This is a genomic window from Rhodanobacter humi, assembly GCF_041107455.1.
GTDB lineage: Bacteria > Pseudomonadota > Gammaproteobacteria > Xanthomonadales > Rhodanobacteraceae > Rhodanobacter_A.
This window is the reverse complement of record NZ_JBGBPY010000001.1, coordinates 2,029,476-2,053,868: the sequence shown is the minus strand read 5'-3', so window position 1 is coordinate 2,053,868 and position 24,393 is coordinate 2,029,476. Positions and strand designations below refer to the sequence as shown.

The 24,393-nt window shown below is 67.7% G+C and carries 24 protein-coding genes; 7 read left to right on the top strand and 17 right to left on the bottom strand.

The features are described 5' to 3' along the window. The first annotated feature begins 50 nt into the window (after positions 1 to 50). Both AB7878_RS09045 and AB7878_RS09040 read left to right on the top strand, forming a co-directional pair. Positions 51 to 698 carry a 4'-phosphopantetheinyl transferase family protein gene (locus tag AB7878_RS09045; protein WP_369494044.1) on the top strand — a complete coding sequence of 216 codons (648 nt, stop codon included), beginning with the start codon at positions 51 to 53 and terminating at the stop codon, positions 696 to 698. 40 nt (positions 699 to 738) lie between these two features. After that, a complete protein-coding gene (locus tag AB7878_RS09040) occupies positions 739 to 1,482 on the top strand; it encodes a pyridoxine 5'-phosphate synthase (protein WP_369494043.1) in 744 nt (247 codons plus the stop codon). A gap of 172 nt (positions 1,483 to 1,654) precedes the next feature. Here the strand turns inward: AB7878_RS09040 and AB7878_RS09035 are convergent, their stop codons facing one another. The 9 genes from AB7878_RS09035 to dnaA all read right to left on the bottom strand — a co-directional run bounded on the left by AB7878_RS09035 (position 1,655) and on the right by dnaA (position 12,122). Then, positions 1,655 to 2,065, bottom strand: a complete 411-nt coding sequence (locus AB7878_RS09035; RefSeq protein ID WP_077484492.1) for an ExbD/TolR family protein — start codon at positions 2,063 to 2,065, stop codon at positions 1,655 to 1,657. Between the two features lie 6 nt (positions 2,066 to 2,071). Further along, the gene (locus tag AB7878_RS09030) at positions 2,072 to 2,497 is read right to left on the bottom strand and encodes an ExbD/TolR family protein (protein WP_369494042.1); all 426 of its coding nucleotides are present in this window, start codon (positions 2,495 to 2,497) and stop codon (positions 2,072 to 2,074) included. 11 nt (positions 2,498 to 2,508) lie between these two features. Then, the gene (locus tag AB7878_RS09025; RefSeq protein WP_369494041.1) at positions 2,509 to 3,258 is read right to left on the bottom strand and encodes a MotA/TolQ/ExbB proton channel family protein; all 750 of its coding nucleotides are present in this window, start codon (positions 3,256 to 3,258) and stop codon (positions 2,509 to 2,511) included. A 51-nt stretch (positions 3,259 to 3,309) separates the two neighbouring features. Further along, a complete protein-coding gene (locus AB7878_RS09020; protein WP_369494040.1) occupies positions 3,310 to 3,972 on the bottom strand; it encodes an energy transducer TonB in 663 nt (220 codons plus the stop codon). Positions 3,973 to 4,166: 194 nt separating this feature from the next. Continuing rightward, complete coding sequence (locus AB7878_RS09015) at positions 4,167 to 5,453, bottom strand: tetratricopeptide repeat protein (protein ID WP_369494039.1); 1,287 nt, start codon at positions 5,451 to 5,453, stop codon at positions 4,167 to 4,169. Between the two features lie 307 nt (positions 5,454 to 5,760). Beyond that, a complete protein-coding gene (gene gyrB / locus AB7878_RS09010; RefSeq protein ID WP_369494038.1) occupies positions 5,761 to 8,190 on the bottom strand; it encodes a DNA topoisomerase (ATP-hydrolyzing) subunit B in 2,430 nt (809 codons plus the stop codon). 69 nt (positions 8,191 to 8,259) lie between these two features. After that, complete coding sequence (gene recF, locus AB7878_RS09005) at positions 8,260 to 9,339, bottom strand: DNA replication/repair protein RecF (protein WP_369494037.1); 1,080 nt, start codon at positions 9,337 to 9,339, stop codon at positions 8,260 to 8,262. Positions 9,340 to 9,428: 89 nt separating this feature from the next. Further along, positions 9,429 to 10,529, bottom strand: a complete 1,101-nt coding sequence (gene dnaN / locus AB7878_RS09000) for a DNA polymerase III subunit beta (protein ID WP_369494036.1) — start codon at positions 10,527 to 10,529, stop codon at positions 9,429 to 9,431. A gap of 252 nt (positions 10,530 to 10,781) precedes the next feature. Then, positions 10,782 to 12,122, bottom strand: a complete 1,341-nt coding sequence (gene dnaA, locus AB7878_RS08995) for a chromosomal replication initiator protein DnaA (protein WP_369494035.1) — start codon at positions 12,120 to 12,122, stop codon at positions 10,782 to 10,784. A gap of 221 nt (positions 12,123 to 12,343) precedes the next feature. On the opposite strand from dnaA, the gene rpmH reads away from it, so the two are divergent. The 4 genes from rpmH (at position 12,344) to mnmE (ending at position 16,372) form a co-directional block, all read left to right on the top strand. Further along, a complete protein-coding gene (gene rpmH, locus AB7878_RS08990; RefSeq protein WP_008211413.1) occupies positions 12,344 to 12,478 on the top strand; it encodes a 50S ribosomal protein L34 in 135 nt (44 codons plus the stop codon). Positions 12,479 to 12,492: 14 nt separating this feature from the next. After that, positions 12,493 to 12,891 carry a ribonuclease P protein component gene (gene rnpA / locus AB7878_RS08985; RefSeq protein WP_369494034.1) on the top strand — a complete coding sequence of 133 codons (399 nt, stop codon included), beginning with the start codon at positions 12,493 to 12,495 and terminating at the stop codon, positions 12,889 to 12,891. A 92-nt stretch (positions 12,892 to 12,983) separates the two neighbouring features. Next, positions 12,984 to 14,696 (top strand): membrane protein insertase YidC, encoded by a 1,713-nt coding sequence (yidC, locus tag AB7878_RS08980; RefSeq protein WP_369494033.1) that lies wholly within the window; start codon positions 12,984 to 12,986, stop codon positions 14,694 to 14,696. 329 nt (positions 14,697 to 15,025) lie between these two features. Beyond that, a complete protein-coding gene (mnmE, locus tag AB7878_RS08975; RefSeq protein WP_369494032.1) occupies positions 15,026 to 16,372 on the top strand; it encodes a tRNA uridine-5-carboxymethylaminomethyl(34) synthesis GTPase MnmE in 1,347 nt (448 codons plus the stop codon). A 9-nt stretch (positions 16,373 to 16,381) separates the two neighbouring features. On the opposite strand, the gene rbsK is transcribed toward mnmE, so the two are convergent. The 8 genes from rbsK to lptM all read right to left on the bottom strand — a co-directional run bounded on the left by rbsK (position 16,382) and on the right by lptM (position 23,500). Further along, the gene (gene rbsK, locus AB7878_RS08970; RefSeq protein WP_369494031.1) at positions 16,382 to 17,275 is read right to left on the bottom strand and encodes a ribokinase; all 894 of its coding nucleotides are present in this window, start codon (positions 17,273 to 17,275) and stop codon (positions 16,382 to 16,384) included. A 155-nt stretch (positions 17,276 to 17,430) separates the two neighbouring features. Further along, a complete protein-coding gene (locus AB7878_RS08965; RefSeq protein WP_369494030.1) occupies positions 17,431 to 18,045 on the bottom strand; it encodes a hypothetical protein in 615 nt (204 codons plus the stop codon). Positions 18,046 to 18,226: 181 nt separating this feature from the next. Further along, entirely contained in the window at positions 18,227 to 19,567 is a 1,341-nt protein-coding gene (gene hslU, locus AB7878_RS08960) for an ATP-dependent protease ATPase subunit HslU (protein ID WP_369494029.1), read from the bottom strand. 125 nt (positions 19,568 to 19,692) lie between these two features. After that, positions 19,693 to 20,229 carry an ATP-dependent protease subunit HslV gene (gene hslV, locus AB7878_RS08955; protein WP_077481846.1) on the bottom strand — a complete coding sequence of 179 codons (537 nt, stop codon included), beginning with the start codon at positions 20,227 to 20,229 and terminating at the stop codon, positions 19,693 to 19,695. Between the two features lie 321 nt (positions 20,230 to 20,550). Next, the gene (xerC, locus tag AB7878_RS08950) at positions 20,551 to 21,438 is read right to left on the bottom strand and encodes a tyrosine recombinase XerC (protein WP_369494028.1); all 888 of its coding nucleotides are present in this window, start codon (positions 21,436 to 21,438) and stop codon (positions 20,551 to 20,553) included. Between the two features lie 4 nt (positions 21,439 to 21,442). Further along, positions 21,443 to 22,129 (bottom strand): DUF484 family protein, encoded by a 687-nt coding sequence (locus AB7878_RS08945; RefSeq protein ID WP_369494027.1) that lies wholly within the window; start codon positions 22,127 to 22,129, stop codon positions 21,443 to 21,445. A gap of 337 nt (positions 22,130 to 22,466) precedes the next feature. Then, positions 22,467 to 23,303 carry a diaminopimelate epimerase gene (gene dapF, locus AB7878_RS08940; RefSeq protein ID WP_369494026.1) on the bottom strand — a complete coding sequence of 279 codons (837 nt, stop codon included), beginning with the start codon at positions 23,301 to 23,303 and terminating at the stop codon, positions 22,467 to 22,469. Positions 23,304 to 23,311: 8 nt separating this feature from the next. Next, a complete protein-coding gene (lptM, locus tag AB7878_RS08935) occupies positions 23,312 to 23,500 on the bottom strand; it encodes an LPS translocon maturation chaperone LptM (RefSeq protein WP_369494025.1) in 189 nt (62 codons plus the stop codon). Between the two features lie 126 nt (positions 23,501 to 23,626). On the opposite strand from lptM, the gene AB7878_RS08930 reads away from it, so the two are divergent. After that, on the top strand, positions 23,627 to 24,316 hold the full coding sequence (locus AB7878_RS08930) for a hypothetical protein (RefSeq protein ID WP_369494024.1): 690 nt from the start codon (positions 23,627 to 23,629) through the stop codon (positions 24,314 to 24,316). Positions 24,317 to 24,393: the final 77 nt, after the last annotated feature.

Genomic DNA, 24,393 nt, shown 5'->3' with positions numbered 1-24,393 from the left:
TGCGCGCCGCCTGCTTGTGCGCGGCGGCGCCTGTCCATCAGCATGCGCGCATGCACGCCATCGACGGATTCCTGCCCGCGAAAGTAGCAGAGCCCCTGCACGCTGACGAGATTCATGTCTGGCGGTTGCGGCGGCCGAAGGGAGCGGGGCGCGAACCGCTGCTGGCCCTGCTCGCGGGCTACCTCGGCATCGCGTCGGACGAGGTGCGACTGGTGGCTAACGAACACGGCCGGCCTGCGCTGGATCCACTCCATGGCGGTGTGCTCGACTTCAACTGGTCGCACAGCGGCGAGCAGGCACTGGTGGCGCTGGCGCGCGGCCTCGCACCAGGCATCGACCTGGAACAGCGCCGCACGCGCGCGAATGCGCTGGAGATTGCGCAGCGTTTCTTCACGGCCGAGGAAGCCGGCTGGCTGGGCACGCTGGACGAGGCCGAACGGCGCACGGCCTTCCTCGAGCTGTGGACCGCGCGCGAGGCGGTGCTGAAGGCGCTGGGCCGCGGCCTCGCGTTCGGGCTGGACCGGCTGGCGTTCCGGCGCGAGGCGGCAGGGTTGGTGCTGCAGTGGCTGGACGGCGAGGACCCCGCCGCGTGGCAACTGCAGCCGCTGGACGTGGGCGACGACGCATGCGCCGCGCTGGCCTGGCGCGGTGCGCCGCGACGCATCCGCCGATTCGCGCTTGCCGACGCGACCCGATAGCGGCAGTGTGGCGTTCTTTCCCTCGTGACGGACCACCGCCATGACCCTGCTCAGCGTCAACCTCAACAAGATCGCCGTGCTGCGCAACTCGCGCGGCGGCCACGAGCCCGACATCTGCCGCGCGGCGCAGACCTGCATCGAGCACGGTTGCGGCGGCATCACCGTGCATCCGCGGCCCGACCTGCGCCACGTGCGCCCCGACGACGTGCGCGCACTGGCCGCGATGCTGCGCGGCCGGGTGGAATACAACATCGAGGGCAATCCGTTCGCCGCGCCGCGCGGCGATTATCCCGGCCTGCTCGCGCTGGCACGCGAGGTACGTCCCACCCAGGTGACCCTGGTGCCCGACAGCGACGGCCAGATCACCTCCGACCACGGCTTCGACCTGTCGCGCGACCTCGATCGGCTGCGCCCGCTGGTGGACGAGCTCAACGCGCTCGATTGCCGGGTCAGCCTGTTCGTGGATGCCGGCAACCAGGATTTCGCGGCGGCGAAGGCAATCGGCGTGCGGCGCATCGAGCTCTACACCGGTCCCTACGCCGAGGCCTTCGCCGAAGGCGAGCCCGACGCCGTGCTCGCGAGTTGCGCCGCCACCGCGCGTCTGGCGCAACAGGCAGGGCTGGCGGTGAACGCGGGCCACGACCTCAGCCAGGCGAACCTCGGCACGTTCAAGGCCGCGATCCCCGGACTGGCCGAAGTGTCGATCGGCCACGCGCTGATCGGCGAGGCGCTGTACGAGGGCCTGGCCACCACGGTGCGCAACTACCTGCAGATCCTGCGCTGAATCCTGCGCGTGTAGGAGCGGCTTCAGCCGCTACCGGCGGGGAATCGCGGCTGAAGCCGCTCCTACGACCGCTCCTGCGGTCGCTCCGGTAACCGCTCTTGATCCCACAAACGCCAACCCCCGCACGGGGCGGGGGTTGGCGCGGGTAACGCTGTTGTCCGACGTCGCGGCTTTACTGGTCGCTGTCGGTGAATCCGATCTTGACCAGGTTGTACTGCTTCGCGTCGGCCAGCACGGTAGCGACGTACTGGTAGGCGGTGGCGTCGTTGGCCTTGATCTGGATTTCCGGCTGGTTGGTCTGCTGGGCGATCACCGCGAACTGCGCCTTGAGGCCCAGCTCGTCGACCGGCGTGTCGTTCCAGTAGAACGCGCCGCCCTGGTCGATCTTGAGGTTGATCGGCTCGGGCGGGTTCTGCGGCTGGATCTGGTTCGGGTTCGGCTGCGGAAGATCGATCTTGATCTTCTCCAGCGGGATCGGCGCGGTGACCATGAAGATGATCAGCAGCACCAGCATCACGTCGATCAACGGCGTGATGTTGATGTCCGCCATCGGACCCGACGAGGCTTTGGTGGAAAAGGCCATGACTGCTTACTCCTTCGCCGGCGCGGTGGTCATGAAGCCGACGTGCACCATGCCCTGGCCCTTGGCATCACTGATGACCTTGCGCACGATCTTCCACTCGATCGCCTTCTCGGCGCGGATCTGCAGCTCCGGCTGTGGCGTCTTCTGCGCCGCCACCGCCAGCTGTTGCTTCAGGCTGGCCTCGGTGATCTGCTGATCCTGGAAGTACATCGAACCGTCTTCCTTGATCGCCAGGTCCAACGGCGGGGTATCCGGCGCCTTGGGTTCGGCGCTCTTGGGATTCGCGATCGGCACCGTGACGGTGATCGGATGGGACATCAGCGGTGCCGTGATCATGAAGATGATCAGCAGCACCAGCATCACGTCCGCCAGCGGCGTGACGTTGATCTCCGAAACCGGACCGCCGGTATTGCCTCCGACGCTCATTGCCATGGGTCAATCCCTCACTCGACGCGCGAACCGGTCGCGAAGAAGTCGTGCAGGTCGTGCGCGAACTCGTCGAAACGGGCAAAGATGACGCGGTTCGACCGGTTGAAGAAGTTGAACGCGAGCAGCGCCGGGATCGCGGTGAACAGACCGATCGCGGTCATGATCAGCGCCTCGCCCACCGGGCCGGCCACGGCGGTCATCGAGGCGTTGCCGCTGGCGGCGATGCCGATCAGGGCGTGGTAGATGCCCCACACGGTACCGAGCAGACCGACGAACGGCGCCGACGAACCGACGGTGGCGAGCAGGGTCTGGCCGCCTTCGAGGCGCAGGCTCTCGCGGGCCACGGCCTGGCGCAGCGCGCGGTCGACGAACTCGGAACGGCTCAGCGACTCGGCCAGGCCACCCTTGTTGGCCTGCTGGTGATGGGCCACCGCCGAGGCGGCTTCCAGCGCGATCTTCGAGAACGGTTCGCCCTTGGGCTGGCCTTCCAGCTCGCGGATCGCGTCCTGGGTGGACGGGTTGTTCCAGAAGCCGTTGATCACGCCATCGGCGCGCGACTTCACCAGGCCGTTACGGATGGTGTTGGCGATGATGAAGTACCAGGACAGGAAGGACATCACCACCAGGGTGATGAACACCACCCAACCCAGCCAGTCGAAACCCTGGGCGAGGTTGGCGAAGCCCATCTGCTTCATGGCTTCGGCGTTGGAATTGCCCGCCACCTGGGCGGCGGCATCGGTCGGTGCAGGAGTCTGTAGGAACATAACGCTACCCTTGGGAAGTCAAGCGTGAACTGTAGAGGTCGTAACGGGGATTTACAGGTTGTTGAGGTTGAAGGTGACCGGAACGCGTGCGTAGCCTTCCACCTTCTTGCCGTTCTTGACCTCGGGATTGAAGCGCCACTTGCCGGCCGCTTCGATCGCCGCGCGATCAAGCTCGTGGTATCCGCTGGACTTGTCGACCTTGATGTCCTTCGGCGCACCGTCGACACCCACCAGGATCAGCAGGACCACCGTGCCTTCATGGCGCTGGCGGATGGCCTGTGGCGGATAACGCGGCTGGATCCGGCTGTTGTAGCTGAGATCCTGGCCAGCGCTGATGTCGGCGGGCGGAGCGGGTGGCGCCGGCGGGGCCGGCGGCGCCGCAGCGACCGCATTCTGCGACACCTCTGCCACCGGCGGCGGCGGCGCCGGCGGCGGCGGGGTCGGCGGCGGGATCACCTGCTGGATGATCTTCGGCGGCGGTTGCTTGGGCGGCTCCGGCGGCGGTGGCGGCGGCGGCGGCGGCGGCGGCGGCGGCTCGATGAAATTCACCTGCACGATCTGCTCTTTCTTCTCGTGCTTCTGTCCGGGTGGCGCCATGGGCGCGAGCAGGATCAGAAACGCGAAAGCATGCAGGCCGATGGCGAACGCCAACGCCAGGGTTCGTTTCCAACTGAACCCCTCTTCGCGTCCTGTGTCTTCGGTACTAGAGGCCATCTGTCACTATCTGGAGCTGGGAACGGAGAAAGCGTCGCCGCCGATCCGGCAAGTCCCGTCCGGCATATGGACGGGGCGCGCCGCTGGGGTTACGCAGGGAAGGTTTCAACGGTACAACAGCATCTGGCTTTTGTATAGCGCTCGCGGGGCACGCAGATGGACGTCCATCCGCCCCACGTTTCCTTGCCTGGCAGTCACTTGCCCACGCCGGCCTTGCGCAGCCAGTCCTTGGCCTTGGCGGCGGTATCCGGGTCCTTGGCAGCTTCCATCATGGCGGTGACCGCGGCGGGCTTGTCCTTCAGCTGACGCTCCGATTCCGCGAGCACCATGTAGGCCTGTCCCTTGTGCTGGACGCCCTTGGCGAGGCCTTGCTTCAGGTACTTGCGCGCGTCGGAGAACTTCTGGTCCTGGAAGTAGACGCGACCCAGCGCGACATCGAGCTCGCCGTCGCTGGCCAGCGCCGCGCCCTTCTGGTAGTAGCTGATCGCCTTGGGATCGTTCTCGCCGATCACCGAGGCATCGCCGGCCAGCTTGTAGTTCGCAGCGCTGGGCTTGATCGCGCCCTTGGCCACGCCGTCGTCGAAGGCGGCCAGCGCCTTGGCGCTGCCGCTCTTGGGATCGCCGCCGTTCTGTGCCTGCAGCAGATAGGCCTTGACCAGGTTGATCCAGTCGCCCTCGTCCTTCAGCGCGCCGTTCGCGCGGCCCTGCTCCAGCACCTTGATCGCGCCGGCGTAGTCCTGCTGCTGCAGCAGGATCGCACTGGCGTTGTGCAGCATGCCGCTGTCGGTGGGGTTCTTCTGGTATTCGTCGACGGCCATCTTCGCCGCATCGCCACCCTTGCCGGATTCGGCGTAGCTGGCCATCAGGATCTGGTTCCAGGAATCCTGCGGCTTGTCGGTGAGCGTCTTGGCCTTCTGGATGGCCGCGATCGCCTCGGGGTACTTCTCGAGGCGGTAGTAGTCCATGCCTTCCAGGCCGTAGGAGTCGGCGGTTTCCTTCTTGCCATCGGCGCGCCACTTCGCGACGGTGTCCAGCGAAGCCTGGTACTGCTGGTCGGCGGCGTACAGCTGGGCCAGTTCGTACATCAGCTGGAAGTAGGTGTCGTTCGGCATCACGCCGTTGTCGATCGAGCGCTTCAGCAGCGGAATCGCAGCCTTCACGTCACCCGCGTTGTAGGTGACGTTGGCGAGACCCTGCAACGCGATCGCCTGCGCGTACTTGCTCTTGCTGCCGTCGACGATGGGCTGGAGGATCTGCTCGGCCTTGGCCTTGTCGCCGGCGTTCACCGCGTCCAGGCCCTCGTTCAGCGCCTTCTGTTCCTTCTCGCTGGTCAGGTCGAGCTTCGGCGCGACACGCGCGGTGTTCGGATACTGCACCGCCGGCTTGTCTTTCGATGCCTTGTCCGCATGGACGGGAGCGGTGGCGAAGGTGAACGCGAGCGCGGCGCCAGCCAGCATCGTGAACAGGGGCGTGTGCTTCATGACGATCCTCGGTGTCCGGGTTTTACGCAATGCATGGTGCGCAGGGGATCGCTGAGACTACCTTGTGCGGTGCGTGCGTGACAAGTTGCATTGCGGCAAGAAAGCTCTTGTCAGATCAATGACTTGCGTGAAAGCAACCCATACGCCGGCGAATTGACCGACATTTCCGGCCTGTGCCGCAAGCGAATCGCACCGGAACCGCGGTCACACCGCACGCGTGAAGCATTGCGCACTGATGCATGGATGCATGGATGGTCGCCGGCGCAGGCGGCCGCGCGGCAGAGTCGGAACCCTGCCGCGTCGTCGCTCAGATATCGAGGTTCGCCACCTTCAGTGCATTCGCCTCGATGAAGTCGCGGCGCGGTTCCACCGCTTCGCCCATCAGCATCGAGAACATCTGGTCGGCGGCGAATGCATCCTCGATGCCGACCTGCAGCATGCGGCGGGTCTCCGGATTCACCGTGGTCTCCCACAGCTGCTCCGGGTTCATTTCGCCCAGGCCCTTGAAGCGCTGGATGGTACGGCCCTTCTTCGCCTCGTCCAGCAGCCAGCCGCGGACCTCGGCGAACGAGACGACACCGCGCGTAGCGTTGCCACGGCGAACCACCGCCTCGGCCTGGATCAGTCCGGCCAGCTGCTGGCTCACATGGAGGATCGGGCGGAACTCGGCGCCGGCGAAGAACGGCTGCGGCAGCAGCAAGGTGTGGCTGAGGCCGTGCTGGTCGCGCACCACCTCGATCGCCGCGGGCTGCTCGCCCTGCGCGGGGCGCAGCGACAGCCGGTAACGCGGCTTGCCCAGCCCGCTGGCGGCGAGACGCTGCGCAACGCCGTCCAGCCAGACCTGCATCGCGGCCGGATCGGCCCAGCGCTCCGGCGTGATCGGCGTGTGCTCCAGCAGCGCCGACAGCACGCTGGTGTCGAAGCGGTGGCCGAGGCGCTCGATCTGGTCCAGCGCGCCCTGGTAATCACGCAGCAGCTTCTCCAGCGCCGCACCGGTGATCGCCGGCGCATGCGGGTCGGCCACCAGTTCGGCGTTGTCCACCGCGCTGGAGATCAGGTAGGCATTCAGCGCCGCGTCGTCCTTCAGGTACAGCTCCTGCTTGCCCTGCTTCAGCTTGTACAGCGGCGGCAGGCCGATGTAGACGTGGCCGCGCTCGATCAGCTCCGGCATCTGGCGGTAGAAGAAGGTCAGCAGCAGGGTGCGGATGTGCGAGCCGTCCACGTCCGCGTCGGTCATGATGATGATGTGGTGGTAGCGCAGCTTGTCGGGGTTGTAATCCTCCTTGCCGATGCCGGTACCCAGCGCGGTGATCAGCGTGCCGACCTCGGCCGAGGACAGCATCTTGTCGAAGCGCGCCTTCTCGACGTTGAGGATCTTGCCCTTCAGCGGCAGCACGGCCTGGGTCTTGCGGTTGCGGCCCTGCTTGGCCGAGCCGCCGGCGGAGTCGCCCTCGACCAGGAACAGTTCGCACAACGCCGGATCCTTCTCCTGGCAGTCGGCGAGCTTGCCCGGCAGGCCGGCGATGTCCAGCGCGCCCTTGCGGCGGGTCATCTCGCGCGCCTTGCGCGCAGCCTCGCGGGCGCGGGCGGCGTCCACCACCTTGGAGGCGATCGCCTTGGCCTCGTTCGGATGCTCCAGCAGGAATTCGCCCAGCTTCTCGTTGACGGCCTGCTCCACCGCGGTCTTCACCTCGGAGGAGACGAGCTTGTCCTTGGTCTGCGAGGAGAACTTCGGGTCGGGCACCTTCACCGACAGCACGGCGATCAGGCCTTCGCGCATGTCGTCGCCGGACAGCGCGACCTTGGCGTTCTTCGCCAGGCCTTCCTTCTCGATGTAGGCCTGCAGCGAGCGGGTCAGCGCGGCGCGGAAGCCGGTGAGGTGGGTACCGCCATCGCGCTGCGGGATGTTGTTGGTGAAGCAGAACATCGTCTCGTTGTACGAGTCGGTCCACTGCATCGCCAGTTCGATGGTGATGCCGTCCTGCTGGGCGCCGAGGCTGATCACGTTCGGGTGCAGCGCGGTCTTCAGCTGGGCCAGGTGCTGCACGAAGGAGCGGATGCCGCCTTGGTAGGCGAAGGTGTCGTGCCGCCCCTCCCCGCGCTCGTCGTAGAGATCGATGGTGACGCCGGAGTTGAGGAAGGCCAGCTCGCGCAGGCGCTTGGCCAGGATCTCGTAATGGAACTCGATGTTCGAGAAGGTCAGCGGACTGGGCAGGAAGCGCACCGTGGTCCCACGCCGATCCGACGGACCCACGACCTTCAACGGGTACAGCGGCTCGCCCAGCGAGTACTCCTGCTGGTGTTCCAGGTGGTCACGGTAGATTGTCAGCCACAGGTGCTCGCTGAGTGCGTTCACCACCGACACGCCCACGCCGTGCAGGCCGCCGGAAACCTTGTAGGAGTTCGCGTCAAACTTGCCGCCCGCGTGCAGCACGGTCATCACCACCTCGGCGGTGGAACGACCCTCCTCCGGATGGATGTCCACCGGGATACCGCGGCCGTTGTCGTTGACGCTGACGGAACCGTCGTCGTGGATGATCACGATCACATGGTCGCAGTAGCCCGCCAGCGCCTCGTCGATCGCGTTGTCGACCACCTCGAACACCATGTGGTGCAGACCGGTGCCGTCGTCGGTGTCGCCGATGTACATGCCGGGGCGCTTGCGGACCGCTTCCAGGCCTTTCAGCACCTTGATGTTGCTGGAGTCGTAGTGCGATTCGTTGGTGGGTTCGTTCATGCGACTTCCGGTTCCTGGTGGTGCGGCAGACGCGGCCTGCAAGCCGTTGAGCTGCGGTGCAATCCTCGATTATAGCAGGGGCGTCAGGCGGCCCTGTTCCACGTGGAACAGGCGGTGCGGCAAGCTGCGCAAGGGCGCCGGCAAGTCGGTGCCGGTCACCAGCACCTGCGCCCCGCTCCCCGCAAGCTGGGCGATCACCGCAGCCTGGTGCGCCTCGTCCAGTTCGGACGCGAGGTCGTCGAGACAGATGATCGGCCATTCGCCGTGCTGCTCGGCGTACAGCCGCGCCTGCGCCAGCATGCAGCCCAGCGCGGCGAGCTTTTCCTGACCACGGGACAGGTGTTCGCGCTGCGGCGCGTGCTCGAAGGCCAGTGTCCAGTCCGCGCGGTGTGCGCCGAGGCTGGTATGCCCGCGGGCGAGGTCGCGGCCCCGCTGGGCCTCCAGTTGTCCGCGCAGATCTGCTTCCTCGGACCAGCCCCGTCGATAACGCAAGTCGGGCTCGCCCAATTCCGGCAGCAAGGCGGCGACGCTGGCGTGCAACTGGGGGCGCAGACGATCCAGATAGCCGCGGCGATGACCATCGATCCAGTCTGCAAGGCCGGCCAGCTCGGTTTCCCATGGCGCATACAGCGGTGAGCCCGGTTCCGTCCCCGCGCGCAGCAGACTGTTGCGCTGCTTCAGGGCGCGCTGGTAGCGCCGCCAGGCATCCAGGAAAGCATGTTCCACGTGGAACACACCCCAGTCGAGGAAACGACGGCGCTCCTCGGCACTGCCAGCGATCAAGGCATGCGAACCGGGTTCGAAGCAGGTCACGGCGCACTCGGCGATCAATGCACCGAGATTTGCGCCCTCGCCTTCCAGCCGTGCCTCCCAGCGGGAAGCTTCGCGACCCAGTCCGACGCGCAACAGGCGGTCGCCCGATTGCCGCAACTCCGCGAACACGAAAAGACGCGCGGCACCACGGCACAGCAAGGCTTCCCTTGCCCCACTCCGGAACGAGCGCGCATGCGAGAGCAGGAACACCGCCTCCAGCACGCTGGTCTTGCCCGCCCCGTTCGCACCCACGAAGACGTTGAGGCTGGGCGCGAGCGTCAGATCGACCTCGTGCAGGCAACGCAGACCCTGGATGCGCAGGCGTTCCAGCCTCATGCCGGCCCATGCCCAAAGCAAGAACGCCGGAGCGTCTGGCGACGACTCCGGCGTTGCTCGTTTTTGCCGTGTCCGACCGACCGCATGCGTCAGAGGCGCAAGGGCATGATCACGTGGCGGGCCTGCTCGCCATCGTGTTCCTGCACGAGGCAACTGGACTGCGCGTCGCGCAGGCTCAGCCTGGCCTGGTCGCCACGCAGCGCGGACAGCGCATCCAGCAGATAACCCACGTTGAAACCGACCGCGAGATCGGAGACGTGGGTGTCGGCCTCGACCTCTTCCACGGCCTCTTCCTGCTCGGGGTTGTGCGCCACGATGCGCAGCTTGCCCGGGGACAGCTCCAGCTTCACGCCGCGGTACTTTTCGTTGGACAGGATCGCCGCGCGCTGCAGCGCGCCGCGCAGCACCTCGCGATCCAGGATGGCGGTCTTGTCGGCGCCCAGCGGGATCACCGCTTCGTAATCGGGGAAACGGCCGTCGATTAGCTTGGAGGTGAAGGTGACGCCGCCGCGACGCACGCGCAGGTGGTTGCGGCCGAATTCCAGCTCCACCTCGCCCTCGCCCGGTTCCAGCAGGCCGATCAGCTCGTTGACGCCCTTGCGCGGGATGATGATCTGCCGGCGCGCCTGCACCGAGGTGGCCAGACTGGTTTCCTTCATCGCGAGGCGGTGGCCGTCGGTGGCCACGCAACGCAGGCTGTGCTCCTGAAGGTCCAGCAGCATGCCGTTCAAGTAGTAGCGCACGTCCTGGTTCGCCATCGCGAATGCGGTGCGCTCCATCAGGTCGCGCAGCGCCTCTTCCGGCAGGCTGACCTTTTCCACCAGTTCGATCGAGTCGATGGTGGGGAATTCGCTGGCCGGCAAGGTGGTCAGGGTGAAGCGGCTGCGGCCCGCGTTCAACGCCACGCGGTCGCCGTTGAGCTTGAGCTCGATGTTGGCGCCATCGGGCAACGCGCGCACGATGTCGAAGAACTTGCGCGCCGGGATGGTGATCTCGCCGTCGGCCAGCTTGTCGGCCGCCGTGGTGGCGATCATTTCCACTTCCAGATCCGTGCCGGTCAGGGACAGTTGCCCGTCGGCGACCTTGACCAGCAAGTTGGCCAGTACCGGCAGGGTCTGCCGGCGTTCCACCACGCCAACGACCTGTTGCAGCGGCTTGAGCAGAGCTTCTCGTTGGATGCTGAATTGCATGTCTGCGCGTCCCCTATGCCTGCTGTTCTGTCTTTGAAAAGAAGTTGGTGGTTGTTGTAGGCGGCGGGGATAACTTTTTCTCGCCGTTTATGCTTTGAAAATCAATGTGTTGCCTGGTTTCCAAGGTGTGCGGAAAGCCGTGCTTTCGAAGTGGGCGGAATGTGGATAACTTTGCCGCCTCGTTCGTCCACGCATTATCCACAGCTTCCCACCCAGCTTATCAAGAACTTGTGCGCATGCCGGGCGAAAAACTCAACCGGTAAGGGTGCGGATCAGCTGTTCCCAGTCCTGGCGCATGCGCGCATCGGCCTCGCACAGCTTCTTGATCGTGCGGCAGGCGTGCAGCACCGTGGTGTGGTCGCGCCCGCCGAAGGCCTCTCCGATCTCTGGCAGGCTGTGGTCGGTGAGTTCCTTGGACAGCGCCATCGCCATCTGCCGCGGCCTCGCCAGCGAGCGCACGCGCCGCTTGGAAAGCAGGTCCTGCAGGCGCACGTTGAAGTATTCGGCGGTGATCTTCTGGATGTTCGGCACCGTCACCGCCTGGGCATGCGTGGCCAGGAGGTCGCGCAGGGTTTCCTCGGCGAAGTCGATGGTGATCGGCTTGCCGTAGAAGTTCGCGCGCGCCGCCAGCGTGTTGAGCGCGCCTTCCAGGTCGCGCACGTTCGAGCGGATGCGCTTGGCCAGCAGCATCGCCACATGCGCGTCCACCGCCACGCCCTTGTCCTGCGCCTTGGCCAGCAGGATCGCCGCGCGTGTCTCGAAGTCCGGCGGCTCGATCGCCACCGACAAGCCCCAGCCCAGGCGCGACTTCAGCCGCGGCTCCAGCTTGTCCACTTCCTTGGGATAACGATCGCAGGTGAGGATGATTTGCTGCTTGGATTCGAACAGCGCGTTGAAGGTGTGGAAGAACTCCTCCTGCGTGGTGTCCTTGCCCGCGAAGAACTGGATGTCGTCGATCAGCAACGCGTCCACCGAACGGAAGCGCAGCTTGAACTGGTCCATGCTCTTGGTGCGCAGCGCCTCGATCATCGATCCCACGAACTGCTCCGAGCGCAGGTACAGCACCTTGCATGCCGGGTTGTTCTGCCGCATCAGGTTGCCGGCCGCGTGCATCAGATGGGTCTTGCCCAGGCCCGTGCCGCCGTACAGCAGCAACGGGTTGTAGGCGCGGCCGGGGTTCTGCGCCACCTGCATCGCGGCGGCCTTGCCCAGCTGGTTGGATTTGCCCTCGACGAAGGTCTCGAAGGTGTAGTGCGGGTCGAGGTTGTGGTTGAACGCTGGTGCGGGCACCGCGGCCGGCTCGGCCACCGCGCCGGCACGTGGCGCGGCGGCGGGCCTGGCGGCGGCACGCGGCGCGCTGGAACCCACTTCCAGACGCACCGGCAACTCGCGGCCGGCCAGTTGGCGGAGCAGCAGGGTGATCTGCGCCAGGTAGCGCTCGCGCACCGTGTCCAGCGTGTACGGGTTGGGAGCGAACAGGGCCAGCCCGGTGTCGTCCTCGCGGGCCTGCAGCGGCATCAGCCAGGTATGCAGATCCTCGGCGCTCAATTCGCCTTCCAGACGCTCCAGGCAGCGCCGCCACAACTCACTCATGAATGTTTCTCGTCCACAGGCAGGGGCGCTTGCGCGCGGGGTGGACGGACAAGTCTAGCAGCACGCTCCAGCTCGCCGATCCCCGACTCGTCCACACGGATATCCACAAGTCGCGGCCCGGCGCTTTACCCGGCAAACCGCGCCGATTTGACATCACAGCCCGCAGCCCCGCATAATTTCCAACCTTTTTATCCACATACACTTCCCTTCGGAGCCACGCCATGAAGCGGACCTTCCAGCCCAGCAAGCTCAAGCGCGCTCGCACCCACGGCTTCCGTGCCCGCATGGCCACCGCCGACGGTCGCAAGATCCTCAACGCCCGCCGTGCCAAGGGCCGCAAGCGCCTGATCCCGTAAGCGGCGCGCGCGCCATGCACCCTGCCGGCCTGCCGCGCGAGTTGCGGCTGCGTCTGGCCGGCGACTTCGCAGCGTTGCGCACGAGCAGCGGTCGCCTCGGCGGCCGCTGTTTTCATGTGCGCTACCGGCCCAACGGACTGGGGCATGCGCGGCTGGGCCTGGCGATTTCCAAGCGGGTGTCCAAGCGCGCGGTGGAACGCAATCGGCTGAAGCGCCTGCTGCGCGAATCGTTCCGTCGCATCCGCGACCAGCTGCCGCCGGTGGACGTCGTGGTGATGGCGCGCGACGTGGCTGCCGGCCTGCCGGGTGCGGAGCTGCTGGCCGAAGCCGACGCGCTGTGGCAACGCCTCGCGGCGATCCGGCTGGCGCCGCCGCCCGCCGCCGCGCCCGCGGCATCCGATCCGCACCATTGATGCCGGTGGATGCCGCCGCCACAATCGCGCGTTGACCTTTCCCTTTCCCCTGTGGCCGCGTGCTGCGTGGCGTCGTCCGGATCCGTGAGCCGATGAACCAGACCCGCAATTTCCTCCTGTTCGCCCTGCTCGCCGTGGCCTACTTCCTGTTCATGGCCTGGGAGAAGGACTACCTGACGCCGCCGCCCGCGCCCGCCGCGAGCAGCAGCGTCGCGAACGCGGCCAGCGCGCCCGGCGTGCCGAACGCCCAACCCGGCAGCGCGCCCGTGGCGCCGACGATCAGCAACGCCGCCGGCGCGAACGCGCCCTCGTCGCTGGTCACGGTCACCACCGACGTGCTGCGCCTCACCATCGACACCCGCGGCGGCAGCCTGGTGCAGGCGCAACTGCTCGACTACCCGGTGGCGCCGCGCACGCACAAGGATCCGAATCCCGCGCCGGTCACCCTGTTCGACAACACCAACACGCATTACTTCGTGGCGCAGAACGGCCTGGTCAGCAGCAGCGATCCCGTGGCCGCGGACCAGCCGAACCATCTCGCCGCGTTCGTCGCCGCGCAATCCAGCTACACACTGGCGCCGGGCCAGAACGAACTCGACGTGCCGCTGACCTGGCAGGACGCCAAGGGCCTCACCGTCACCAAGACCTACCGCTTCACCCGCGGCAGCTACGTCATCGCGCTGGACCAGAAGATCGCCAACGGCGGCAGCACGGCCTGGCAGGGCAATGCCTACACCCAGCTGCTGCGCACCGAGCCGCCGCACGCCGGCAACTGGCTGAAGAACATCTCCAACCCCGAGTCGCGCAGCTTCCAGGGCGCGGCGTGGTACACCGGCGAGAAGTTCGAGAAGCTGCCGTTCAAGGACTTCAGCGAGTCCAAGGACACGCTCAACGGCGACTTCAAGAACGGCTGGGCGGCGATGCTGCGGCTGTACTTCTTCGCCGCGTGGATTCCGCCGGCCGGCGAGACCCTGCACTACGCCACCGACACGGTGAACCCGGGCAGCGCGCACCCGCGTTACCTGATCCGCGCGATCGGCCCCACGCTCAGCGTGGCGCCGGGGCAGAGCGTGGACGCCAAGGCGCGCCTCTACGTGGGCCCGAATGTGCAGGGCAAGCTTGACGCGATCGCACCGGGGCTGGACCTCACCATCGACTACGGCATGTTCAAGGCGATCGCCGTGCCGATGCACGGCATCCTCTCGTTCTTCCATTCCCTCGTGAAGAACTGGGGCCTCGCGATCATCCTGCTGGTGCTCGCGATCAAGGCCGCCACCTGGAAGCTCACCGCGATGCAGTACCGCTCCAGCGCGAAGATGCGCAAGCTGGCGCCGCGCGTGCAGGCGCTCAAGGAGCGCTACGGCGACGACAAGGTGAAGCTGCAGCAGGCGCAGATGGAGCTGTACAAGAAGGAGAAGGTCAACCCGATGGCGGGTTGCTTCCCGGTGCTGATCACCTTGCCGGTGTTCTACGGCCTGTTCTACGTGCTGGAGTACTCGCTGGAACTTCGCCACGCGCCGTTCCTGTGGATGCCCGACCTCAGCGCGCCCGATCCGTACTACATCCTGCCGATCATCTACGCGCTGGTGATGCTGGGCACGCAGTGGTTGAACCCGGCTACCGTGGGCATGGACCCCACGCAAGCGAAGATGATGAAGGTGATGCCGCTGCTGTTCACCGTGATGTTCGCTTTCTTCCCCGCGGGTCTGTGCTTGTACTACGCGGTGAACGGCCTGGTCGGCCTCGGCCAGCAGTGGTGGATCACCCACCACGTGGATCGCGAGGAAGCGGCGACCAAGGCGTAAACCTTGCGATCGTCCGTGATCGAGAGAATCAAACGGGCAGCCATCCCTGGTTGCACTTTCAATTGAAGCGGCCGCGCCGGGCAACCGCCGCGGCCGTCTTCGTTTGTAAACTCCGGCTTTGCCCGCCCTTCGACTCCGCCGCTGCGCGGCTACGCTCAGGGAGAACGGTGCAGGGGCAAGTTGACCCGTTCGTCCTGAGCGTAGCCGCACAGCGGCGCACGCGGGGAGCAGCCATGGATGGCTGCAACTTTGAGGAGCGAGGAAGTCGAAGGACAATGCGTGCGGCAAAATCTTGGTCCAGACCAGAGCGCGACTTGTGAAGCCCCGCCATGACCGTCCAGCCTGACGACACCATCGCCGCCATCGCCAGCGCGCCCGGCGCCGCCGGCGTCGGTGTGCTGCGCGTGTCGGGGCCGCAGGTGCCGGCGATCGCGCAAGTCCTGCTGGGCCGTGCACCGCAACCGCGCCACGCGCACTTCGCTTGCTTCCGCGACGCGCAGGGTGAGCCGATCGACCACGGCCTGCTGCTGCACTTCCCCGCCCCCGCCTCCTACACCGGCGAGCATGTGCTGGAGCTGCAAGGCCACGGCAGCGCCGTGCTGCTCGATGCACTACTGCGCCGCGTCTGCGAACTCGGCGCGCGGCTGGCGCGTCCCGGCGAATTCACCGAGCGCGCCTTTCTCAACGGCAAGCTCGACCTCGCCCAGGCCGAAGCCGTCGCCGACCTGATCGCCGCGCGCTCGCAGGCCGGCGCGCGCGCCGCGCTGCGCTCGATGGAAGGCGTGTTCTCGCGCAAGGTCAAGGCGCTGCTGCAATCCTTGATCGCGTTGCGCGTGCACATCGAGGCCGCGATCGACTTCCCCGAGGAGGAGATCGACTTCCTCGCCGACCCCGCCATCGCGCAACGACTCGACGCGCTGCGCACGCAACTCGACGAACTGCTGCGCGAAGCGCAACGCGGCCTGCGCCTCAACGACGGCCTGCGCGTGGCCATCGTGGGCCGCCCCAACGCCGGCAAGTCCAGCCTGCTCAATGCGCTGGCCGGCAGCGACCGCGCCATCGTCACCGCCATCGCCGGCACCACCCGCGACGTGCTGCGCGAAAGCGTGGCGCTCGACGGCGTGGCGCTGGAACTCGCCGACACCGCGGGCCTGCGCGACACCGACGACGAAGTCGAACGCGAAGGCGTGCGCCGCGCCCACGGCGAACTCACGCGCGCCGACGCCGCCCTGCTGGTCACCGACGCCGAACACGCCGCCGCCGACCTCGCCCTGTTCGACGCCCTGCCCGCCGGTGCCGAGCGCGTGGTGCTCGTCAACAAGATCGACCTTGCCCACACCGCGCCGCATGCGGAAACCCGCGACGGCATCCGCTGGCTGTGGGCCTCCGCGAAAACCGGCGACGGTCTCGACGCCTTGCGCGAACACCTGAAGCTACTTGCCGGTGCCGGCAGCGGCGAAGGCGCCTTCAGCGCACGCCGCCGCCACGTGCTCGCGCTCGAAGCCGTGCGCACCCATCTCGCCCACACCGCCCACGCGCTTGCCACCACCCGCGCCGGCGAACTCGCCGCCGAGGAACTGCGCCAGGCCCAGCATGCGCTGGGCGGAATCACCGGCGACTACACCAGCGATGATCTGCTCGGCGCGATCTTCGGGTCGTTCTGCATCGGCAAGTAGCCGACGCGGTCAGTGCGCGAGCAGGGCCACCACCTCGTGTGCGGACGGCATGCCGCCCTGCGCGCCCAGCTTGGTCACCGACAACGCGGCGGCGGCGCAAGCCTTGCGCACGGCCGCGGGCAAACCTTCGTGCAGGAATACCGCGAGCGCGCCGTTGAAGGTGTCGCCGGCGCCGGTGGTGTCGATCGCGTCGACTTTGAAGCCGGCTTGGTGCGCGGGTTCGGGGTGGACGTCGTCGCGGTACCAGGCGCCTTCGCTGCCGCGGGTGAGCACCACGGGGCACGGGGCGCGGCGCATCAGTTCACGGAAGTCCGTTTGCTCGTCGGCGCCCAGTGCGGTGGCGAGTTCGTGCTGGTTCGGGGTGAGGTAGCTCGCGAGCTTGAGCCACTCGGCGGGCAGCTTCTGCGCGGGCGCAGGGTTGAGGATCACCGGCACGTTTTCGCGGCGGGCCAGGCGCAGCGTGGCTTCCACGGCATCCAGCGGGATTTCCAGCTGCACCAGCACGGCGTCGGCGCGGGCGATGGCGTCGCGCGCGGCTTCGACCTGGGCCGGGCTGACGCGCGCGTTCGCGGCGGGCACCACGATGATCTGGTTCTCGCCTGCGGCCACGGTGATGGATGCGCTGCCGCTGCCTTCGTCGGCCAGGCGGACGACGTGGTCGAGGGCGATGCCTTCGCGCGCCAGCCCGGCGTGCAACTGGTCGCCGAACGCATCGCAACCCAGCGCGCCGACCATCGCCACCTCGGCGCCCAGCCGCGCGGCGGCCACCGCCTGGTTCGCGCCCTTGCCGCCGTGCGCGGTGAGGAAGCGGCTGCCGAGCAGGGTTTCGCCCGGGCCGGGAAAGCGCGGCGCGAGCGTGACCAGGTCCATGTTGATGCTGCCGACGACGACGATGCGGGGCATGGGGGTTCCTGTGCGGTGTTGGTGTGTCCCCTCTCCCGCTTGCGGGAGAGGGGAGCAGAGCGCGCAGTTTGCCTTCGTGGGAAGGATGCGCAAAGCCCAAACAAAACGCCCGCCGGGGTGCGGCGGGCGTCGAGGTGTGGCGACCAAGCGTGCCGTCAGTGCATGTGCTCGATGCCGGCGTCGCCGGGTTCCAGCGCCGGCGCGGGGCCGGCCACGGCGAGCAGGGACTGCGCGTAGCCGTCGCCGATGCTGAGCGTGGAGACTTCGTCCCAGGCGAAGAACGAGGCCTGGCGCATCCATTCCGCGTCGGGGCTGAGTTCCTGCAGGTAGAAGCCGTCGTCGTCGACGCGCACTAGGTGGCCGATGTAGCAGACCTCCTCTTCTTCCTCGGTGTCCACGTGCACGCCGATCACCGGCGACATCGCGCCGGCGGCCTGCACGGCCTCGCGGATGCCGTCCAGCGGGAAGCCGCGCGGCAGCTGCGGGGCAATGCCCTTCAGTTCCAGCGCCTTGGCCATGAAGACGTGGTGGCGCTCCGGCGACTCCAGCTCGGAGATGTCGCGGTGGCGCATCACGTAGATGCCGTCGTCGGTGATGCCGTCGCCGAGCACCCACAGCAGGATGAATTCGCGGCCGACACCGCCCACGTAACCGCAGAAGCTGCCGTGTTCCAACTCGCTGCGCCACAGGCGCACCATGGTGTGCTGCTGCTGGGCCTCGCGCAGCTGGGCGCGCAGGCCATTGGTCTTGAACTCGAGAATCTTTGCCATAGCGGACCTATTTTAGCAGAGTGGCCTCTCTGGCTTGTTCAAACGACATAAGTTCGGCGAACGTGCCAACAAAATGCGGCAATTACGGGATTTGGTGGGATATCTGGCGCCGACGCGCCCTATTCTGGCGTCATGCCCGCTTTCGCGGGCATGACGTTGGCGTGGCGCAGGCGCCACCCTGTTACAGGATGTAACGGCTGAGATCTTCGTTGCTGACCAGGTTTCCGAGGCTTTTGTCTACCTGTTCGGCGTCGATCAGGTATTTTTCGCCGGATTTGTCTGCCGCATCGTATGAGATCGTTTCCAGCAGCCGCTCCATCACGGTGTGCAGGCGGCGGGCGCCGATGTTCTCGGTACGCTCGTTCACCTGGTAGGCCACCTCGGCCAGCCGGTCGATGCCGGAGTCGGTGAACTCCAGGCTCACGCCCTCGGTGCCGAGCAGGGCCACGTACTGCTTGGTCAGCGCGTTGTGCGGCTCGCGCAGGATGCGCTTGAAGTCGTCGACGCTGAGCGCCGACAGCTCGACACGGATCGGCAGGCGGCCCTGCAGCTCCGGAATCAGGTCCGACGGCTTGGCCAGCGAGAACGCACCCGAGGCGATGAACAGCATGTGGTCGGTCTTCAGCGGGCCGTACTTGGTGGATACGGTGGAGCCTTCGACCAGCGGCAGCAGGTCGCGCTGCACGCCTTCGCGGCTGACGCCGGCGCCGCCCCATTCGGAGCGCTGCGCGATCTTGTCGATCTCGTCGAGGAAGACGATGCCGTTCTGCTCGGCGGCCTCCACCGCCTGGGCGCGGATCTCCTCGTCGTTGAGCAGCTTGGCGGCCTCCTCGTCTACCAGCAGCGGGCGGGCCAGCTTGATCGCCAGCTTGCGGTGCTGGCTCTTGGCGCCGCCCAGGTTCTGGAACATCTGGCGCAGCTGCGCGCCCATCTCCTCCATGCCGGGCGGCGACATGATCTCCACGCCCACGTTCATGGCGAAATCCAGCTCGATCTCGCGCTCGTCCAGCGCGCCTTCGCGCAGCTGCTTGCGCAGCTTCTGGCGGGTGTCGCTGTCGGCGGTCGGCGTGGCGGCCTGGTCGTGGCTCCAGTCGGTGGGCGTCTGCCGGCGCGGCAGCAGGGCGTCGAGGATGCGGTCCTCGGCGCGGTCCTCGGCCTGCGAGCGCACGCGCTTCATCGCCTGCTCGCGGGTGAGCTTGTAGGCCACGTCGGCGAGGTCGCGGATGATCGATTCGACATCCTTGCCCACGTAGCCGACCTCAGTGAACTTGGTGGCCTCCACTTTCACGAACGGCGCGTTCGCCAGCGTGGCGAGGCGGCGCGCGATCTCGGTCTTGCCCACGCCGGTGGGGCCGATCATCAGGATGTTCTTCGGCGTGATCTCGTTGCGCATCTCCGTCGGCAGCTGCATGCGCCGCCAGCGGCTGCGCAGCGCCACCGCCACGGCGCGCTTGGCGCCGTGCTGGCCGATGATGTAGCGGTCGAGTTCGTTGACGATTTCGCGGGGGGTCAGTTCGGACATGAAGTCACCGGAAAATGGAGTCTTGCTGGCTCGTCATCCCAGCGAAAGCTGGGATCCAGCGTCTTTCGCGGGCGGCAGAGGCACTGGATTCCAGCTTTCGCTGGAATGACGGCATTGAAGCGCGCCTACAGTTCTTCGATCGTGGTGTTGTGGTTGGTGTAGATGCAGATGTCGCCGGCGATCTTCAGCGCGCGCTCGACGATGCCGCGCGCGTCCAGCTCGCTGTTCTCCATCAGCGCCAGCGCGGCGGACTGCGCGTAGGGGCCGCCGGAACCGATCGCGATCAGGCCGTGCTCGGGTTCCAGCACGTCGCCGTTGCCGGAGATCAAGAGCGAGGCCTCCTTGTCGGCCACCGCCAGCATCGCTTCGAGCCGGCCGAGGCGGCGGTCGGTGCGCCATTCCTTGGCCATCTCCACCGCGGCGCGGGTGAGGTTGTTGCCGTGCTTGTCCAGCTTCTGTTCGAACAGCTCGAACAGGGTGAACGCATCGGCGGTGGCGCCGGCGAAGCCGGCCAGCACGTTCTGGTCCTTGCCGAGGCGGCGGATCTTGCGCGCGTTGGCCTTCATCACCGTGTTGCCGAAGGTGACCTGGCCGTCGCCGCCGATCACGACCTTGCCGTTGCGGCGCACGCTGATGATGGTGGTGGCGTGGAAGGATTCCATAAAAGCTCCAATGTTGAGCGGACGACATGGGGTCGTGTCGCCGGCGCTTCAATGCGGAACGAAACTGCATGGCACGTTCGCCTCCTCTCCCCTTTGGGACGCGGGGAAGGGCCATGGATGGCCCTGCCTTGAGGAGCGAGGAAGAGGATTGAGGTGAGGGGGCACTTTCGCGAAGGATTTAGTCGAAGCGAGCTTCGATGAATACTCTCGTAAGCACCCGCCCCTCATCCCAACCTTCCTCGCTCCTCAAAGCCGACGCCATCCATGGCGTCTCCCCGCGTGCTCTCCGGAGGGGAGAAGGGGCAAACGCAACAAGCGCGTTTACTTTTTTCGGGCCCTTGGATGCGCCGCGTCGTACACCTTCGCCAGATGCTGGAAATCCAGGTGCGTGTAGATCTGGGTGGTGGCGATGTCGGCGTGGCCGAGCAGTTCCTGCACCGCGCGAAGGTCGCCGGAGGATTCCAGCATGTGGCTGGCGAAGGTGTGGCGCAACAGGTGGGGATGCACGTGCTTGGCGAAACCGTGCATCAGTGCGAGTTTCTGCAGCCGCGCCTGCACGGTGCGCGGGCTGATCGTCGCGCCGCCGCGGCCGCGGAACACCGGCGCTTCCGGCGCCCGGCCTTCGGTTTCGCCCAATGTGCGCAGCGCGGCCACGGCGTGGCGGCCCACCGGCACGATGCGCGTCTTGCGGCCCTTGCCCAGCACGCGCACTTCGCCGCCGTCGAGGTCGAGGTCGCCCCAGCGCAGGCCGACCAGTTCGGACAGGCGCAGGCCGGAGGAATAGAACAGTTCCAGCATCGCGCGATCGCGCACGCCCAGCGCGCCATCGCCGCCCGCTTCCACCAGGCTGGCGGCCTCGTCCACGTCCAGCACCACCGGCAGCTTGCGCTGCACCTTGGGGCCGCGCACGCCGGCCAGCGGGTCGTGCGCCAGCGCGCCTTCGCGGCTCAACTGGCGGAACAGGCTGCGGCAGGAGGACAGCAGGCGCTGCAGGCTCTTCGGCGCCAGTCCCGCGCGATGCTGGGCGGCGACGAACTGGCGCAGGCGGTTCGGTTCCAGCGCGGCGAACCCGGCGATGCCCTGCGCCTCCATCCAGGTGGTGAGCTTGGCGAGGTCGCGGCGGTAGCCGTCCACGGTGTGCGGCGAGGCCTGCCGCTCGCCGGCGAGGCGGGCCAGCCAGGCCTCGACCTGCTGCGGGGGCGTGCTCACGGACTCAAGTGAGGTCGTGCGCCCGTGCCAGCGCGGCGGTGACGGTGGCGGCGATCATCTTCAGGAACAGCGTGCCCATGCCGGGCTGGAAGCGGTCCGGGTCCTGGCTGCCGATCGCGAGGATGCCGGCATCGCCCAGCGGCATCAGCGCCGCCGAGCGGATCGCGGCAGCCTCGTCGCCGAACAGCCGCGCCAGTTTGTCGGCCGACAACCGGCCGGAGACGGGCTCGTGCCGCTGCAGCAGCTCGGCCAGCTCGGGCAGCTCGGCGGCGCCGCCGCCCACCTGGCGCAGCCAGTCCGAGCGCGGCAGGTCGGGGTTGTTGCCGAACAGCAGCAGGCGCACCTGCTCGGTGTGGAAATCCTCGCTGAGCCGCGCCATCACGGTGCGCGTGGTCACTTCCAGCGTGTTCGCGCGCAGCAGCGCCACGGTCAGCGCGTGCACGCGTTCCATCAGCCGCTCGTTGTCGGCGGCGATCGCGGTGAGCTCGGCGAGGCGGCGCTCCAGCTCCGCGTTCTTCTCGCGCAACTGCTGCAGCTGGTAGGTGGCCAGCGAGGCCACCGCGCCCTGCTCGCGCGGCAAGGTGAGCTGGGCGGCCAGCTCGGGGTAGTCGCTGAGGAAGGCAGGGTGTTGTTTCAGGTAGGCCGCGACGGCGCCGGCCTCGGTGGCATCGTCGGACAGCGGGACGTTCATGCGCGTTTTCCTCGGGCCGGTCATGCCCGGAGTGTGCGATGGACGCGCGCAGGGATCAATAAAGGATGCTCTGATTGGCCCCGGCACAAACGACATGATGCCCAGAAGGCGCGCAGATTGTCGTGCGTGGCGCTGCCCAGACTGGCTGTCTGGGCAAGACGCGCGCGGCGATGTGCGCGCCTTCTGGGCATCACCCCATCATTCGAATTCAAAAGCAGGGCCGGTCTGTCTGCCTGCATCCCTTCGGCGCGCCGTTTCGACAGACGGCCAGTCTGCCTTCAACGTCGCACCTGTGGTCTGCAGGCAGACAGATCGGTGTCGTTTGTGCCGGGACCAATCAGAGCATCCCGAGCCATTCACCTTCGAACACGAACGCGGCGGGGCCGGTCATCCACAGCGTGTGGCCGGGGCCGCGCCAATCGATGCGCAGCACCCCGCCGGGCAGCTCCACCCGCACGCTTTCGTCCACCTCGCCGCGCCGGCGCAGCACCGCCATCGCGGCGCAGGCGCCGGTGCCGCAGGCCTGGGTCCAGCCCGCGCCGCGCTCGTGCACGCGCAGCTTGAGGCGGCCGCGGTCGAGGCGTTCGGCGAAGCCGGCATTCGCCCCCTCGGCGAAGCGTGCATGCGTGCTGAGCGCCGGGCCCAGCTGCGCCGGCGCGTCCGCGGCCAGCGTGTCCGTTATCACCACCGCGTGCGGATTGCCCATCGACACCGCACCGATCTCCAGCGTGGCGCCGTCGACCTCGATCGCGTAGCGATCCGCCTCGGCCGCCGCCGCGAACGGGATGCGCGCCGGCGCGAACGCCGGTTCGCCCATGTCCACGGTGACCTCGTGCGCGGCGAGCAGGCGCACCGTCACCGGGCCGGACGGGCTCTCCAGCCGCACTGCCTCGCCCAGAGCCAGCGCGCCGGCGCGGTGCAGCCACGCCGCCACGCAGCGCACGCCGTTGCCGCACTGGCCCGAGGGCGAACCGTCGGTGTTCCAGATGCCGTAGTAGTACGCGCAGCTGGGATCGCGCGCCGGCTCCACGCTGAGCAGCTGGTCGAAGCCGACGCCGGTGCGACGGTCGGCCAGCGCGCGGATGCGCGCCACGTCCAGCGCGAACGGCGCGCTGCGGCAATCGAGCACGACGAAGTCGTTGCCCAGGCCGTGCATCTTGGAGAAGCGCAGCATCGCCGCGCTCAGTGCGTGGCGGCGGGCGCGGCGCTGCTGCTCGCCGGGGCCGGCGCCGATTGCGCCGGCACGGGCTGCGGCGGCACGTGGACCGGCGGATGCGGGTTGTTCGGCAAGTACAGCGGACCCTTGTTGCCGCAGCCGGCAAGCAGGGCGGCGGCGAGGCAGAGCGGCAGCAGCAGCAGCGGACGGCGCATGATCGGACACCAGAGGGAAATGGGCGGGAAGGCGCACGCGGCGACCGTGGTCGCCGGGAACGTCCGCAGTATAGCGAGCGCATCCGCGCGGCTTATCATGCGCACGCCCCTGCCCCGGAAAGCCCGATGAACCCGATCGAACTGCTGCGCCTGCCCGCCACCGTGCTGCTGGTGCTGGCGGCGGTCCTGCTGCTGCTGTGCCTGCTGCAGCTGGTGACGTTGCGTCGTCGCCTCGACGCCGGCGCGCGGCTGGCGGCGTGCTGGCATGGGCTGCTGTGCGTGGCGTGTTTCGCGCTGGCGGTGCTGCTCGGCACCGGCGGCTGGGCGCTGCGCGGCTATCGCCTGCTGGGCGAGGAGACGCCGGTGGTCGATATCGACGCGCACATCCTCTCGCCGCAGCGCTGGGCCGTCACGCTCGCCTGGCCCGACGGCAGCACGCGCCGGCTCGAACTGGCCGGCGACGACTGGCGCGTCGAGGCGGTGGTGCTGAAGTGGAAACTGCCGGCCGTGCTCGCCGGCCTGCCGCCGCTGTACCGGCTAGCCCGCATCGACGGCCGCTACGACGATCCCGCGCAGGAGGCGAGCGCGCCGCGCACCGTGGTCGGCCTCGGTTCCACCGACGGCTTCGACCTGCTCGACCTGCGCCGACAATACCCGCGGGCGCTGCCGATGGTGGACGCGGTCTACGGCAGCGGCGCCTTCCTGCCGCTGGTCGACGGCGGCCACTACAGCGTGAGCCTCGCCCGCGATGGCGCGCTGGTGGCGCGGCCGGACGCGGCCACGCAGCAACGCATCAGCTCGCCGCTGGGCGGTTAGCGGCGGAGTCGCCATCCGGCCAACCGGCGCAGGAGCCCCCGCACCTGCCGAACGAAGGCGACGCAGGAACTTGAAGC